The sequence below is a fragment of the Hymenobacter wooponensis genome (assembly GCF_004745865.1).
Classification (GTDB): Bacteria; Bacteroidota; Bacteroidia; order Cytophagales; family Hymenobacteraceae; genus Hymenobacter; species Hymenobacter wooponensis.
The window spans coordinates 46,187-60,606 of sequence record NZ_SRKZ01000007.1 but is presented as its reverse complement, the minus strand read 5'-3'; the positions used below and the strand labels follow the sequence as shown (position 1 = coordinate 60,606).

Here is a 14,420-nt window from a genome sequence, read left to right as displayed (position 1 = left end):
ACGGACCTTCGTAGGCCACTATTTGCTTGTTTCTCATGGCCGAATCTATAAATCCAGCTGATGCCCGCGACGAATCGGGGCACCTGATCCGCGAGCTGCACGGCGTTACCTTGGCCCAGATTCTGGAGTATCTGGTAGACCGATACGGCTGGCCCGAGCTAGACCGCCGCATCCGCATCAACTGCTTTGCCGTGAATCCCAGCATCAAGTCTAGCCTTACGTTTCTGCGTCGCACGCCCTGGGCTCGCACCAAAGTAGAGGAGCTCTACATCCAAACCCGCACCCAAGAGGTACTAAAGAAGCGGTAGAGCAGAGAGAGTAAAGGTGCCGCGGAAGCATCGTCGCGGCTATCGGCGGCACCACCCTAGGCCACTGCCCTCTTCGCAATTTTAAAAATCACCACTCGCCCCAATGGCTGAAATAACCAAGAAATCTGGGCCTTTGGCTTTATTGGCCGGTTTTGGCTTGTTTCTGCTGTTTGAACTAGTGGCCTACCAGGTGCTGAAGTTTGCTACCTCAGGCCTGGGCATGCAGGATCAGATGCAGCCAGAAAATACCATCGTGAGCAACTGGGTGAAAACAGTGGTGTTCTTGCTGCTGCATCTGGCCCTGGATGTAGTGGCCGTGCTGATACTCAGCAACCGGATGCCGCGGCGCCACCGGGGGCAGCTTATGGGCTGGTTTTACCTCTCGCTGCTGACAGGGTTCCTGCTGCTGTGGCCCCTGTTCAATCCGTGATAAAATAAAAAAGCCACTGCGGGGGCAGTGGCTGGTGAAACCATGGGGGCCGGTCGGTCCCGGCCATATGAGCAGCGGCTGAGTGGCCTAGCGCTGCTTAATGGTGATTTCGCGTTGCTCGGCGGGGTCGCGGAAGGGAATACGAACCTGCAGTTCATGGCCTTCAAATACAGCGTCCACGCGGTTGGCATCGAGGTTGGCGGGCAGCTTCAGCGTGCGGCTGAACAGCGGGGCCGACAGCTGATCCTCGGGGGTGTGGCGGTAGTCGGCGTATACCGTGAGGGTGTTGTTCTGGAGCAGAACGTGGAAGTTATCGGGGCTCACCGAAGGCAAGGCCACCCGTACCACTACTCCTTTTTCCCGCTGGTCCACATGCAGCATCGCCTGCGCAATACCGCCACCCAACGTGTTGAGTAAGTCAAGCTGCGGAGCAATGTTGTGAATGAATTCCTTGCTTATAAGATTCATGGTGAAGTTCCTTTCTTAGTTGTGTATGCTCTATTACAAACCCTGTACCAAGGCAGATTAGCTGCCTGATAGTGTATGTTTCGGCCATAATGGCGTTTATTGTTGGGCTTTTACAAAGTACAAGTGACATTGTGGCCGGCTTTTAAGCTTGTTTTAACGCTAAGCATGTGCCTTTCGGGCCAAGTCGTCGCTTTTAGCTCGGCTGCGTATATAGGTCAGTTACCAGCTTTTGGCCTATGCAACCGCAGTTCTTTACTACTCCACGCACAGCTCGTTATATCAGCCTGGGTGAGCCTGGTCCGGGCATTCAACACGTGTGGTTTTGCCTGCACGGCCGGGAGCAGTCGTTGCAGGACTTTGCCAGTCAGCTAGTGAACCTCGATACGCCTGAGCGCCTGCTTGTTCTGCCCGAAGGCCTTTCCCGTTATGCCTTACCGGCCCTGGACACCACCCCCGAAACAGCCGCTACCGTGGCCAGCTGGCTTGCTCCCGACTCTAGTGAAGCCGACTTGGCTGACCTTACCGTCTACCTCAATGGCCTAGCCGCGCAAGTGCTGGCCGCTTGCCCGCCCAACACTCCCGTTACGGTGCTGGGCTTCGGCCACGGGGCGGCCATAGCTTGCCGTTGGCTAGCGGCCGGCCGCATCCCCTACGACCGGCTGGTGCTCTACGCTTCCATCTTTCCCGCCGAAATAGACCGCCAGGCCACGTTAGCCGCCTTGCCCAACCGGCCGGTTACAGTAGTGACTACTACCACTGATACGTTTACCTCTGAAGCGGCCGGCGAAGGCCTGGTGCAGGACCTGCAAGCAGCCGGCCTGACAGCTCAGTTGCGCTATGTTTCAGAAGGACCCCTAACGTTAGCGGCCTTAGGTGCCAGCGGGGAGGTACCCGCAGACCCGCCTTCCCCGGCTCAATAACCAGCCTAGGCAGGCCTACTCGCACTAGCACTATGTAGGTTGAGCAGTGGCAACTCTTACGGCTCTTTCAGTTCTTATCTATCTAACCCTCCTCAAGTACCCGCCCCTCATGTCACACGATGCCTCCGAGTTTGACCTTACCAAGCTGCCGACCCGCGCTCCGCATTCTATCAACAAAGAGAAAGCGGCTCGGGAGTTGGAGCGCTTGCGCCAGGAGTTGATTGAGTTGCAAGACCGACTCTATGCCGAAAACCGCCGGAGCGTGCTAGTAGTGCTGCAGGGTATGGACGCCAGTGGAAAAGACGGTCTTATTCGGCGGGTTTTTAGCGGCATCAACCCCCAGGGGGTGCGCGTGCACGCGTTCAAGGAACCCACCGACGAAGAAATTGCCCACGACTTTCTGTGGCGCGTGCACCTGCAAACCCCACGGCGGGGCATGATTCAGGTATTCAACCGCTCCCACTACGAGGATGTGCTGATTACGCGGGTGGCCGGTATAATTAACACGGAAGAGGCCAAGCGCCGCTTTACCGCTATTAATGCCTTCGAGAAGCTATTGCAGCAGGCGGGCACTACGGTGCTTAAGTTCTACCTGCACGTATCGGAGGAGGAGCAGCGCCAGCGCCTGGAGGAGCGCGTAACGGATGCCAGCAAGCAGTGGAAGTATGAGGCCGGCGACGAGCAAAAAGCCCTGCAGTGGCCCCAGTACCGCACCGTGTACGAAGATGTGTTTCAGCACTGCAACCCGGCCAGCTGCCCCTGGCACATCATCCCCGCCGACCAAAACTGGTATAAGGCCTATGCTGTAGCCCAAACCCTGCGCGACGCTATGGTGAAAATGGACCCACAGTATCCCCAACACAAAGCCGACCGGCCTAAATAGGCCTACACCTACGGGCTACGTTTTTCAACTAGGGCGTGGGGCGGGACGCTGGCTTGCGCGACGCTTTGTTCTTGGAGTTAGGCCGTTCCTTCACCATCTGCGGGGCTTGCTGACTCATGGGAGCATCGGCCCGGGTACTGCCCACGTTTTTGGTGCCTGATACGGCCGGCGTAGAGCTGGGCGTAGGCTGCGCGGGCGTGGGCGTTTGATCGGTGGTGCTGGCTGCGTTCTTAGTGCCAGATACCGGGGGCGTTGTGGTAGATTGTGTAGGGGCGGTTTGGGCGTGGCCACTCAGAGCGGCGCTCAACAGTAAGGCGAGGGGCAGGAGCGTTTTCATCAGCTAGTTCTAGAGAAGTCTCCTGCATCGTACGCAGACGAAAGCGCTATGTTCCTGGCGATAAACACGTAAAAAGCACTTGGCGCGGCGCTCTTAGTACGTGTTTATCAGAGCGCTAGGCCACTTAGCTACCCGCTATCAGGGGCTCCACTGCTCGTTCGAAGTGGAGGTAGCCTTCGAAATCCAGCTCGCCGGCGGTGAAGCCATTGCGGGTCAGAATTTTTTGGGAGGCCGTGTTTTCTGGGGTGGTGCGGGCCGTTAACTGGCGCACCATGCCAGTTTGGGCCGCGTGGGTGATGAGGCCAGCGGCCAGTTCCATGCCCAGGCCCCGCCCGTGCCAATCATTCGCCACGGAAAAGCCTATTTCAGCAGTGCCATCGGGGGAAGGCGGGCCGTGGAAGCCACCCGTACCAATGAGCACATTGTGGGGCGTTTCGGCCCCGGCCCGCAGAATAGCATACCATCCATACCAACCCGCGGCCGTACGTCCCCCGGCAGTTAGCTTCTCCAGAAAGAAGCGCATGGCCTCTTCGTCGTACTCACCGGGCGGCCAGTGAGCCGGCATGGCGGCACCCAGCAGAACCGGGAAGTACTGAGGTTTGTGCAGCTCGGCCGTGAGCAGGGCCCGGCTGGCGGCAATCAGAGTAAGGCGGGGGGTATAGGCAATCAACGGAATCATAAGCGCCGGAAGATAGGGAGTTAAACAGGAAGGCGTTAAACAGCTGGCGGCAAGGGCGGGTTCTACGTAAGATATCTACCTTTGACCGCCTCCGTATTGTTCGTGTATGTCCAGTATCCCACCCGATTACCTTACTATTTCCTATCGCCCCGACTTAGACGTGCTGGTGGGGCGCTGGATGCGGCAGGTAACGCTAGATGAAATGCGCCAGGGCTACGAGTTGCTGCTGGAAGAGGCGGCCCAGCACCACTGCCGGCAGTGGCTGATTGATGTACGTCGGCGCTTCAATACTGATCGGGAAGGAGCCCAGTGGATGGTAACGGAGTTTCTGCCGCGCCTACAGCCGCGGCTGGGTGGCTACACCCACTTGGCCTACCTGCTGGCCCCCATTATTATGCGCGACGCGGAGGCTGACGCCGCCTTTCCTACGGCCAATGCGCTGGCCGGCAAGCCCTTCATGGGTGAGCGGTTTACCGATGAGCGGGAGGCCATTGAGTGGCTGCAGCACAGGCGCCAATTGTAGGTTGGGTGGGTAGCTAGCAGAAGTGGCCTAGGCCTGTCCTTCACGAAAAACTCAGAACCAGCGGGCATCTTTGCGGTTCATAGTTCGTTATAACTACCCCCGCGGACCAGAGTGGCTCCGTTTGAGGTCCGGTAAAATTCTTCCGACGCTGTGCCGGTGAACGGGCCCTTGGGGCCTTGTCTCCGCCCATGATTGCTACGCCCACCGAAGCCGGAATCCCGGTTTCCCCCTCCCTTACCCCCACCCTGGAAGCGGCCCACATGCGGCCCCACACCGGCCCCGACCGAAAGCGGCTGTTTCTGCTAAGCCTGCTGGCCGTGTTAGTAGGGGCCATTATCAGTGGCCTAGGCAAGCTGCTGGTGCTCCTGATTCATCTGGTTACCAACCTGTCGTTTTTTGGGCGGCTGTCGTTGGCCAACCTCAACCCCGCCGATAATCATCTGGGGCTTTGGGTGATAGTAGTGCCCGCCATTGGGGGCCTACTGGTGGGTTTAATGGCTCGCTACGGGGTGCGCGGTATTCAGGGGCACGGCATTCCTGAAGCCATGGAGCAGGTGCTCACCAACCAGAGCCGAATCCGGCCGATTATCACCGTGCTGAAGCCGCTGTCGGCCGCCATCTCCATCGGGACGGGTGGGCCGTTTGGGGCCGAGGGGCCGGTTATTGCCACGGGGGGCGCTTTCGCGTCTAACGTAGGCCAGCTGCTGCGCATCACCCATACTGAGCGCAAGATTTTGCTGGCCGCCGGGGCCACTGCCGGCATGACGGCCGTATTCGGCACTCCGCTGGCGGGCATCTTTCTGGCCATTGAGCTATTACTGTTTGAGTTTTCGCCGCGCTCTATTATTCCCGTGGCGCTGGCCTGCCTGACCGGGGCAGCCGGGCACCACCTGTTGTTTGAAGCCGGCCCTGAGTTTGCTATGCCAACGGTGGCCTCGCCCAGCAATCTGGCATTGGCGGCGTACAGCGCTATTGGGCTGGTGGTGGGGCTGCTGGCAGTAGGTATCACCAAGGGGCTGCACTGGCTGGAAGAGGCTTTTGCGCGCCTGCCGCTGCCCTGGCTGCTGCACCCGGCCCTGGGTGGCCTAGCCGTAGGCGTGGCCGCGTATGTTGCACCGCGCGTGCTGGGTGTTGGGTACAGCAATATCACGGGGCTCCTGTCGGGCTCCTGGCCCCTGCAGGCCGTGTTTATGTTAGGCGCCTTGAAGCTGGTGGCCTGGTCGTTGTCGTTGGGGAGCGGAACTTCGGGCGGCACGCTGGCCCCCCTGCTTACGGTAGGGGCGGCGGCCGGGTCGCTGTTAGGAGCTTTGCTGCTGCAGGTATGGCCCGAGGTAGGGGTAGTGCTTCCGCTGGCGGCACTGGTTGGTATGTCGGCGCTCTTTGCGGGAGCTTCCCGGGCCTTACTTACGTCGGTTATTTTCGGGATTGAGCTAACCGGTCAGCCGTTTGCCCTGGTGGCCTTGCTGGGGGCCTGCACGGCAGCTTACGTGGTTTCCTACTTCCTGATGGACCACACCATTATGACCGAAAACATGGCCCGGCGGGGCGTGCATACCCCGTACTCCTACGAGCCCGATGCGCTGGAAAAGCTTTCCGTAGGCCAGGTGCTCCGCCCCGGCGGCCTTACCCTCAGCGCCGAAAACACGGTGGCAGAAGTACGTGAGTGGCTGGCTCAGCAGAAGGCCAGCAAAATCCCCACGCACTTTATTGTGGTGGATGCTGAAGGGCGGTTTCAGGGGCTGATAAGCTTTGTAGAAATCTACGCCCATCATGCTGATCTGTTGGCGCCGCTGCATACTATCGTGCGCCAGCACCCCACGCCCATCCTCATTACTGATTCGCTGCGAACAGCCGTCAGTCAGATGGCCCGCGCCAACGTTGATGTGCTGCCCGTAGTGGATGCCCGCAACCGCCTCACTGTAACGGGGGTGCTTTCTTACCAGGAGGTATTGGCGGCGTACCGCTCCCGCCTGCGCGAAGAAGAAACCCGCGAAGCCAGCATTTCCCTCAAAAACCGGGGCGTCCGGATTCTGCTGCGCGGGCAGAAACTGCTGCGGGTAGACAGCTTCCGAAACCGCTAGGCCACCGTTGCCGCACAATACACGCCATGAGCCCCGATTTCACCGCTGAAATCGGGGCTCATGGCGTGTACCTGAACTAAGCCGCGCTGACGCTAAGATGGGCATCAACGCAGTTGAGCACGTCCTGCACAGTGCGCAGGTTTTCCAGCTCGGGGTCCGGAATCTCAATATGAAAGCGGTGCTCTATGTTGATGACGAGCTCAACCAGGTCAATTGAGTCAAGCCCAATGTCTTCCTGTAAGCGGGTGCGTGGCGTGAGCGTCAGCGTAGGAATGTGACGCTTTTTGCGGAGCATGCGCTCCACCTGATGGCGAACGAGCTGTTCCATAACTAGTTGGGCAGCAAAGGGAGAAAGAGAAATAAAAAGCAGTTGAGCTTACTCAACGCTGGAGAGCAGTAGTGTGGTATCGGCGGGCATGCCGGCCACGAAAGAGGCTACCGTTTGTGCAGTAGAAAGGTAGTCGCCGGGAATAACGGAGCGCGTGGTCACCACCCCATCTTCGGGAGCCGTAACATAATCGAAGGCCAAGGCTGGCGACGTGTTAGCCAGCTTCTGCTGCAGGTCTTGCAGCATGGTGCGGGCCGCGGCCAGATCGGCTGAGGCGGCGGCTTCTAGCTGCAGGCAGAGAGCCTGTTGCTGCTTGATCTGAGCCTGCAGATGCTGCTGCTCCACGGTTTGCAGGGAGTGGGCCAGCTTAACCAGCACCTGACCCTTGCGCACCCGCTGACCAACAGTGAAATATACTTCCCACACGCGGCCAGCACGCGGGGCCTGAATGCTGCGGCCTGGGGTACTCTCCGCAACTGGTGCCGAAGCGCCTGCGGCTACAAAACGGCCAGGTAAAGTGACTTCCGACGTAGAGGTCGGGGTGGCGGTTGGGGCTAACCACAGGGGTAGCTCCCAGCTACTCAACGCTACCAGCACAACGAGCAGCACGCCAAGTATTTTTTTCATGACTAGGGTAAAATAACCTCACCGAAAGCGGCTCGTCGGTCAATTGCGGCCTGGCGGGCGCCCTGTCCGGGCGGAGGAGTAAAAGTTGGAAACGTCAGGTAATCAGTAAGTAACCAGTTTGGTTACATTTGGGAGTAAATAAAAAAGCTATTCAAAGGCCTTGGGGCAATGGTTGGGGCGGCGGGCAGCCAGCTCCTGCATTACCTGCTCAACCGACACCGCGGCCAAAGATGCCCGCATGGCGGCAATAGCGTTACCAAGAACTCCTTCCAGGGTCTCTTGCATCACGCGGCCTAGGTCGCAGTTCTCATTAGGGTTGGTGCTGTTCACGGAAAACAGATCCGGCTCGCCCTCTTGCGCGGCCCGAAACACATCGAGCAGGGAAATCTCGGCGGCCGGGCGGGCCAGTATGGTGCCCCCACCGGCGCCCCGCTGGCTTTGCACCAGCCCGGCATCGCGCAGGTTGCCCATCAGCCGGCGCACGACCACCGGATGGGTGCCCGCGCTGCTGGCCAGCACCTCCGACGATACCGGCTGCCCCTTGGAGTGGGCCAGATACGCCAGAATGTGCGTCGCGACGGCGAAACGAGTGTTCATGAGTGAATACGTAACAGAATCTGTTACAAATGTACGGCGAAGAAAGATTGTGTACAATCTTTTCGTGCAATACTTCTGCTGGTGGAGTAAAACCGTCTGTCATAAGCTGCTCAGCGTCCAGTAGATGGCGCACCCTGACAGACGGTTGACTGCTCTTATTACCTTAGGCAAGGAAAACTTTATTCCGACCAGCGGCCAAACTTGCCGGCTTGGTAGTCGCGGTAGGCCTCCTGAATCTGCTGCTCGGTATTCATCACGAAGGGGCCGTAGGCCACTATGGGCTCCTCGAAGGGCTTGGCGTGGCCTAGCAGCAATACCGCATCGGAGAGGGCTTCAATGTTCAGGTCGTCGCCGTCGTAATTGAACTCAACCAGCTGGCGGGCTTCGGTTTCCTGCCCGTTCACACGTAGGCGTCCCCGCACGGTGTAGAAGAAAATGGTGCGCTCCGCCGGAATGTTCAGGTTGAGGGTACCGCCTTCCCGGAAATGGATGGTAGCCAACTGAATATCGGCCAGCGGCTGCACGGCCCCCGGCGTACCTGCCCAGTTGCCCGATACCGCCTGAATGGTCACACGGTCATTGTCGAGAGTTACTGTCGGAATTTCGGGCTCCTGTAGGCCTATGTAGCGAGGCTCCACCATTTTATCCTTGGCGGGCAGGTTTACCCAAAGCTGCAGAATCTCAAGGGGGCCACCCTGGCGCTTGAATTCAGGGGAGGAAATTTCGGCATGAATCAGGCCGCGGCCCGCCGTCATCCACTGAATACCGCCCGGCCCGATAATGCTCTGGTGCCCGCCGGTATCCTGGTGCATGATGTCGCCATCGAGAATAAAAGTCACGGTCTCGAAGCCACGGTGGGGGTGGGGGCCGAAGGGCAGCCCGCCGTTGGGTGCCCGGTACACCTGCGGGCCGTGGTGGTTAAGAAACAGAAATGGATCGAGGTGCTCTACCGACTGCGTGGGCAGAGCCCGGTAGGTGACGAGGTCGGCGATGGGGGCACTAACGGCCCGGTGTTGTTGCTTGATGGTACGCATGGGAGAAGCTTTGAAGAAGGTCGGAGTAAACCAACCCTAGTCTAGCGAGCTAGTTCCCCTCCTTAGAAAAGAGGGGTTAGGGGTGGTTGATGTGGCTTAGAACAATAACTAGAGCTTGTTGCTAGATGATGTTCAACGATTGTCAACCACCCCTAGCCCCTCCTCAGCTGAGGAGGGGAACTAGCTCGCTAGCTTATAGTCAGCCATAGCATACCACCAGCACCCCCAAATGGTTTTTTGGCAGCTCAACCAAAACCCTGCCCGCCACGAAGCGGTTTAGAGGTCTTCGCTTTTGAAACTTCATTCCGCCCTTTTTATATGGCTCAGCTATTCACGCCGCTCACCTTGCGCGGCATCACGCTTAAAAACCGCATCGTCATCTCGCCCATGTGCCAGTACAGCGCCGAGGACGGGTTCACCAACGACTGGCACTTTGTGCACTTGGGCTCCCGGGCCGTGGGCGGCGCCAGCCTTATCATTCTGGAAGCCACGGCCGTGTCGCCGGAAGGCCGCATTACCCCCGATGACCTGGGTATCTGGAAAGATGAGCACGTACCAGGCCTGCGTCGCATCACTGATTTCCTGAAAGCCAATGGCTCGGTGGCCGGCATTCAGCTGGCCCACGCGGGCCGCAAAGCCAGCCACGCCAGCCCCTGGAAGGGCGGCGGAGTGGTACCTGCTTCGGAGGGTGGCTGGACCACCGTAGCACCCAGCGCCGTGCCCTTCACCGCCGAGGAGCCCGCGCCCCATGAGCTTAGCCTGGCTGAGATTCAGCAGGTAATAGAAGACTTCCGAGTGGCTACGCGCCGCACGCTGGAGGCGGGTTTCCAAGTAATTGAGATTCACGGTGCCCACGGCTACCTGTTGCACGAGTTCTTCTCGCCCCTGAGCAACAAGCGCACCGACGAGTACGGCGGCTCGTTCGAGAACCGGGTGCGTCTGCTGCTGGAAGTAACGGAAGCCACCCGCGCCGAGTGGCCTACGGAGCTGCCGCTTATCGTGCGCGTCTCCGCCACCGACTGGACCGAGGGCGGCTGGACCGTGGAAGAATCGGTGCAGCTAGCGAAGCTTCTAAAGGATAAAGGAGTGGACCTCGTTGACTGCTCTACGGGCGGCAACGTGGCTACTGCGCAAATCCCGGTGGGCCCCGGTTATCAGGTGCAGTTTGCCGAGCAGGTAAAGCGCGAAGCCGGCATCCTGACCGGTGCCGTAGGCCTCATCACCAACGCTCAGCAAGCTGAAGATATCATTGCCACCGGCCAGGCCGATTTGGTGCTACTGGCCCGCGAATCGCTCCGCGACCCTTATTTCCCGTTGCGCGCCGCTCATGAGCTAGGGGCCGAGGTGGAATGGCCGGTGCAATATGAGCGCGCCAAGCCGCGCCGGCGGTAAGCCAGTCAGGTGCCTATTAACCAGCCCACTGGCTACTGCACTGAGGGGATTTCTCCGCTCGCAACATTGCCTACTAGTGGCAGACTAGAGTGCGCTCCTAATTTATTTTGTAATACTGTGGAGTTTGGTAAATAATGTCATATTTAAACTGTAATATGTGCAATAGTAGCGTTTGGACTTGCTGACCTAAGTACTTTCTGCCCAGGACCAGCGGTTCGGGACAGTCGGCTAGGCCGACCGTCTCGAACCGCTGGTCTTTTTTCATACTAACCCTTAGTACAATGATGAAGCAAGGATTACTAGTGAGTGGTGTGTTGGGGTTGCTTTCACTGAGTGGGTCGGCTTTCGGGCAGAACTACGAGCAGATTGCCAAACAGATTGTGAATACTTCGGCAGGGGTAAAGCCTGGGGAGGATGTACTTATTACTGGAGGTCAGCACACGCTGCCGCTCATGGAGGCCGTAGCAGTGGAAGTAGCGCGTGCCGGTGGGCAGCCCAGCATGATCCTGACCACCGACAAAGTGGCACGAGCCATCAACATGGAAACGCCCGAAGCGGCCATCCAGGCCAGTAAAGCAAACAACCGGATGCTGCTAGCGGATGTGCTCATTCAATTGCCTCAGGTAGAGGACAGTCGCGCCGTAATGAATGGCTTAAGCCCCGCTCGCCAAGCCAAGTTTGGCCAGGCTGCCGCGGCAAGTGATATCAACAAGCGGCTTGATGCTAGCAAGTTGCGGGGTGTATTTGTGAGCTACCCAAGCAAAAGCTATGCGGCAGCGCAGAAGCTTGACTACTCTGGCTACGAGCAAATGATATGGGCTGGCGTCGGGGCCGATTATACCGCCATAGCCGGACAGGCCGACCGCATGAAGCAGATCATTGCGAAGGGGCGTAAAATGCACATCACCTCGCCAGCTGGCACCGACCTAACGCTGGAACTAGGTGGCCGCTCTGTATTTACTGACGACGGGATAGTATCGGCCACCGACCAGCAGGAAAAACTCATTTATAACCGCACAGCGGCCCTGCCCGGCGGACGTATCTATGGCACCTGCCAGGAAACCTCAGCTACAGGCCGTTTGGCGGCGGCTAATGATTACATTTCCGATGGACAGCCTCTAACTGGCTTCAAAGCCGATGTAAAAGGCGGTCAGCTAACGAACGTGCGTGCCGACGCTGGCGCCGATGTTTTTCAACAGCGGCTTGCGCCATACGGTCCTGAAGCTATGCAAATCAGCAATTTCTCTATAGGGTTAAACCCCATGATGAAAACGCAAGAGCAGAAGGCCTATAACCCGAATATGGCAGCGGGCATGGTGTACTTGAGAACGGGCAATAACGGCCTGTTGGGCGGGCAAAATAATACGCCAGGCTCATACTCCTTTCCCATCGCCAACGCCACAGTGGAGGTAGATGGCACTGTGCTGGTACGTAACGGCCAACTGGTATCTCCGGTAACTGCTGCAGTGCCTGCGTCTAAGAAAAGCAGTAAATAGGCTACTTACTGTCACGAGAAGAAACCACTCGGTAGTTTTGAAAAGCTGCTTTCCTGCCAGGGAAGCAGCTTTTTCTTTGCCTAGGCCACTTCCGCATGTAAACCCGCGCAACCCTCGCGCTTGCGCGCGCGACCTTGCTTTTCTACGTCACCGGCTTTCTCTTGCACATGAAAAGAACCAGTACAACTCGCCAAGCCACTGCTGCCGCATTTGCTTTGGCACTAGCGGGCTGCGCCACTAGCCAAACTGCCACTACTCCTGCTGCCACCTCTAGTACCACTGCCACCCCGCCACCGACCGCAGCCTCAGTACCCGGCCGCAGTATTGTGTTGGCGGATATTGACCGCTCCGTGTCGCCCTGCGAGGATTTTTACCGCTTCTCAGGTGGCAATTGGCTAAAGAACAACCCCGTGCCAGCCTACGCCACCCGCTGGGGTCCGCGCAACCTGCTCGGCGACCGTACCCAGGCCACGCTGCGCCGAATTTTGGAAGAGGCCGCAGCAAATACCTCAGCGCCTAAGGGCTCTAACCTGCAAAAGGTAGGCGACTTCTATGCCTCTGGCATGGACTCCGTAGGTCTTGAGAAAGCAGGCCTAAAGTATTTGCAGCCCGAACTAAACTGGATTGCCGCCGTCAAAGACCTGAAAACGTTGCAGGCAGAAATAGCCCGGCAGCAGACGTTAGGCACAGGCGCTTTCTTCCGGGCCGGGGTGGGCCCCGACCGGAAGCAGAGCACGGTGTACGCCGTGAACATGAGCCAGGGTGGCCTCGGCATGCCCGACCGCGACTACTACCTCAAGGACGACGCCCGTTCTAAAGCCGTGCGCACGGCCTACGTGACGTACATGACCAACACGTTCAAGCTCATGGGCGACTCGGAGGCGACAGCAGCGAAGAAGGCTGCGGCGGTTCTGCGCCTCGAAACGCGCCTGGCTCAAGCGTCGAAGGACCGCGTAGCATTGCGCGACCCTAACGCCAGCTACAACAAAATGACGCTGGCTGAGGCGAACAAGCAGTTCCCCAACCTGGGCCTGCCCACGTTGCTGGCGCAGAACGGGCTTGGGGCAGCGAAAGAGGTAATTGTAGGCCAGCCGGAGTTCTTTGCGGAGGTGAGCAACCTGCTGAAGCAAGAGCCTTTAAGCGATATCAAGACCTACCTGGCGTGGCAGCTGGTGTCGTCGGTGCCATCGGCGCTGCCCAAGTCTTATAGCGACGAGGCCTTTAGGTTTTCGCAGGTAACCAGCGGCGCCAAGCAGCAGTCGGTGCGCTGGAAGCGCATGCAGGCCGCCACCGATGGTACCCTGGGAGAGGCGTTTGGGCAGCTGTACGTAGATAAAGCCTTCTCGCCTGAAGCCAAGGCCAAAGCCCTACAGATGGTGGCGAACATTAAGGAGTCGATGGCCGAGCACATTCAGACCAACACCTGGATGAGCGACGCCACCAAGCAGGAGGCGTTGAAGAAGCTGAATGCGCTGCGCGTAAAAATCGGCTACCCGGATAAGTGGAAGGACTACTCGGCCCTGAACATCTCGCGTGAGTCGTACTTGAAGAACGTGCTGGCCGCCCGCCAGTGGAACTACCAGCAGAACGTCAAGAAATTTGGCGGGCCAATTGACCGCACCGAGTGGAGCATGACGCCTCCCACCATCAATGCCTACTACAACCCGCCGATGAACGAAATCGTGTTCCCGGCCGGGTACCTGCAGCCGCCGTTCTTCGACCCCGAAGCCGACGATGCGGTAAACTACGGCGCTATTGGCGGCGTAATGGGCCATGAAATGACCCACGGCTTCGACGACCAAGGCCGGCAATATGACTCAGAGGGCAACTTGCGTGATTGGTGGACCAAAGAAGATGGTGAGCAGTTCACCCAGCGCGCTGGCGTAGTAGGCAAGCAGTACTCCGCTTTCTCTCCGCTTGATTCGGTGTACGTGAACGGCAAACTGACCATGGGCGAAAACCTCGCCGACTTCGCCGGCCTCACCATTGTATATGGTGCCTTACAAAAGCAGCTGCAGAAGCAGTATGGAAGCGGTCCGCGCCCCGTTATTGATGGCTTTACGCCCGAACAGCGCTTCTTCCTGAGCTGGGCCCAGCTACGGCGGTCCAACATCCGCCCCGAGGCGTTGCGTCAGCAGATCCTAACAGACCCCCACTCGCCCGATCAGTACCGGACCATTGGGCCGCTAATGAACATGCCGCAATTCTACCAAGCATTCGGGTGTCAGCAAGGACAAAAGATGGTGCGGCCTGATGCTGAGCGAGCCGTTATTTGGTAGCACTCAAAGGGGGAATAAATTGTAATATTTACAATTTA

General features: G+C 58.5%; 16 protein-coding genes. 9 read left to right on the top strand and 7 right to left on the bottom strand.

Annotated features, from left to right (window positions below):
- Positions 1–35 precede the first annotated feature (35 nt).
- Complete coding sequence (locus EU557_RS21395; RefSeq protein WP_135532528.1) at positions 36–308, top strand: VF530 family protein; 273 nt, start codon at positions 36–38, stop codon at positions 306–308.
- 103 nt (positions 309–411) lie between these two features.
- On the top strand, positions 412–738 hold the full coding sequence (locus EU557_RS21390; protein WP_135532527.1) for a hypothetical protein: 327 nt from the start codon (positions 412–414) through the stop codon (positions 736–738).
- 87 nt (positions 739–825) lie between these two features.
- On the opposite strand, the gene EU557_RS21385 is transcribed toward EU557_RS21390, so the two are convergent.
- On the bottom strand, positions 826–1,206 hold the full coding sequence (locus EU557_RS21385; RefSeq protein ID WP_135532526.1) for an Hsp20/alpha crystallin family protein: 381 nt from the start codon (positions 1,204–1,206) through the stop codon (positions 826–828).
- Positions 1,207–1,442: 236 nt separating this feature from the next.
- Between EU557_RS21385 and EU557_RS21380 the strand changes: the two genes are divergently transcribed.
- Both EU557_RS21380 and EU557_RS21375 read left to right on the top strand, forming a co-directional pair.
- Positions 1,443–2,126 carry an alpha/beta hydrolase gene (locus tag EU557_RS21380; RefSeq protein WP_135532525.1) on the top strand — a complete coding sequence of 228 codons (684 nt, stop codon included), beginning with the start codon at positions 1,443–1,445 and terminating at the stop codon, positions 2,124–2,126.
- Positions 2,127–2,235: 109 nt separating this feature from the next.
- Positions 2,236–3,009, top strand: a complete 774-nt coding sequence (locus EU557_RS21375) for a PPK2 family polyphosphate kinase (RefSeq protein WP_135532524.1) — start codon at positions 2,236–2,238, stop codon at positions 3,007–3,009.
- A gap of 28 nt (positions 3,010–3,037) precedes the next feature.
- On the opposite strand, the gene EU557_RS21370 is transcribed toward EU557_RS21375, so the two are convergent.
- Both EU557_RS21370 and EU557_RS21365 read right to left on the bottom strand, forming a co-directional pair.
- Positions 3,038–3,346: a hypothetical protein gene (locus EU557_RS21370; protein WP_135532523.1), complete on the bottom strand. Its 309-nt coding sequence runs from the start codon at positions 3,344–3,346 to the stop codon at positions 3,038–3,040.
- 124 nt (positions 3,347–3,470) lie between these two features.
- Positions 3,471–4,025, bottom strand: coding sequence for a GNAT family N-acetyltransferase (locus EU557_RS21365; RefSeq protein ID WP_135532522.1), 555 nt, complete (start codon positions 4,023–4,025; stop codon positions 3,471–3,473).
- A 106-nt stretch (positions 4,026–4,131) separates the two neighbouring features.
- Here EU557_RS21365 and EU557_RS21360 point away from each other — a divergent pair, with 106 nt between their 5' ends.
- Complete coding sequence (locus EU557_RS21360; protein WP_135532521.1) at positions 4,132–4,548, top strand: hypothetical protein; 417 nt, start codon at positions 4,132–4,134, stop codon at positions 4,546–4,548.
- Positions 4,549–4,736: 188 nt separating this feature from the next.
- Entirely contained in the window at positions 4,737–6,629 is a 1,893-nt protein-coding gene (locus EU557_RS21355; protein WP_135532520.1) for a chloride channel protein, read from the top strand.
- 76 nt (positions 6,630–6,705) lie between these two features.
- On the opposite strand, the gene EU557_RS21350 is transcribed toward EU557_RS21355, so the two are convergent.
- The 4 genes from EU557_RS21350 to EU557_RS21335 all read right to left on the bottom strand — a co-directional run bounded on the left by EU557_RS21350 (position 6,706) and on the right by EU557_RS21335 (position 9,215).
- Positions 6,706–6,957 (bottom strand): phosphopantetheine-binding protein, encoded by a 252-nt coding sequence (locus EU557_RS21350; RefSeq protein WP_135532519.1) that lies wholly within the window; start codon positions 6,955–6,957, stop codon positions 6,706–6,708.
- Between the two features lie 48 nt (positions 6,958–7,005).
- Positions 7,006–7,584 carry an efflux RND transporter periplasmic adaptor subunit gene (locus tag EU557_RS21345; protein ID WP_135532518.1) on the bottom strand — a complete coding sequence of 193 codons (579 nt, stop codon included), beginning with the start codon at positions 7,582–7,584 and terminating at the stop codon, positions 7,006–7,008.
- 147 nt (positions 7,585–7,731) lie between these two features.
- Positions 7,732–8,181: an Rrf2 family transcriptional regulator gene (locus EU557_RS21340; protein WP_135532517.1), complete on the bottom strand. Its 450-nt coding sequence runs from the start codon at positions 8,179–8,181 to the stop codon at positions 7,732–7,734.
- Positions 8,182–8,360: 179 nt separating this feature from the next.
- Positions 8,361–9,215, bottom strand: a complete 855-nt coding sequence (locus EU557_RS21335; protein WP_135532516.1) for a pirin family protein — start codon at positions 9,213–9,215, stop codon at positions 8,361–8,363.
- A gap of 318 nt (positions 9,216–9,533) precedes the next feature.
- On the opposite strand from EU557_RS21335, the gene namA reads away from it, so the two are divergent.
- The 3 genes from namA to EU557_RS21320 all read left to right on the top strand — a co-directional run bounded on the left by namA (position 9,534) and on the right by EU557_RS21320 (position 14,382).
- Positions 9,534–10,607, top strand: a complete 1,074-nt coding sequence (namA, locus tag EU557_RS21330) for an NADPH dehydrogenase NamA (protein ID WP_135532515.1) — start codon at positions 9,534–9,536, stop codon at positions 10,605–10,607.
- A 281-nt stretch (positions 10,608–10,888) separates the two neighbouring features.
- The gene (locus tag EU557_RS21325; protein WP_135532514.1) at positions 10,889–12,103 is read left to right on the top strand and encodes an aminopeptidase; all 1,215 of its coding nucleotides are present in this window, start codon (positions 10,889–10,891) and stop codon (positions 12,101–12,103) included.
- A 167-nt stretch (positions 12,104–12,270) separates the two neighbouring features.
- Entirely contained in the window at positions 12,271–14,382 is a 2,112-nt protein-coding gene (locus tag EU557_RS21320; RefSeq protein WP_135532513.1) for a M13 family metallopeptidase, read from the top strand.
- The last annotated feature ends 38 nt before the right edge of the window (positions 14,383–14,420 follow it).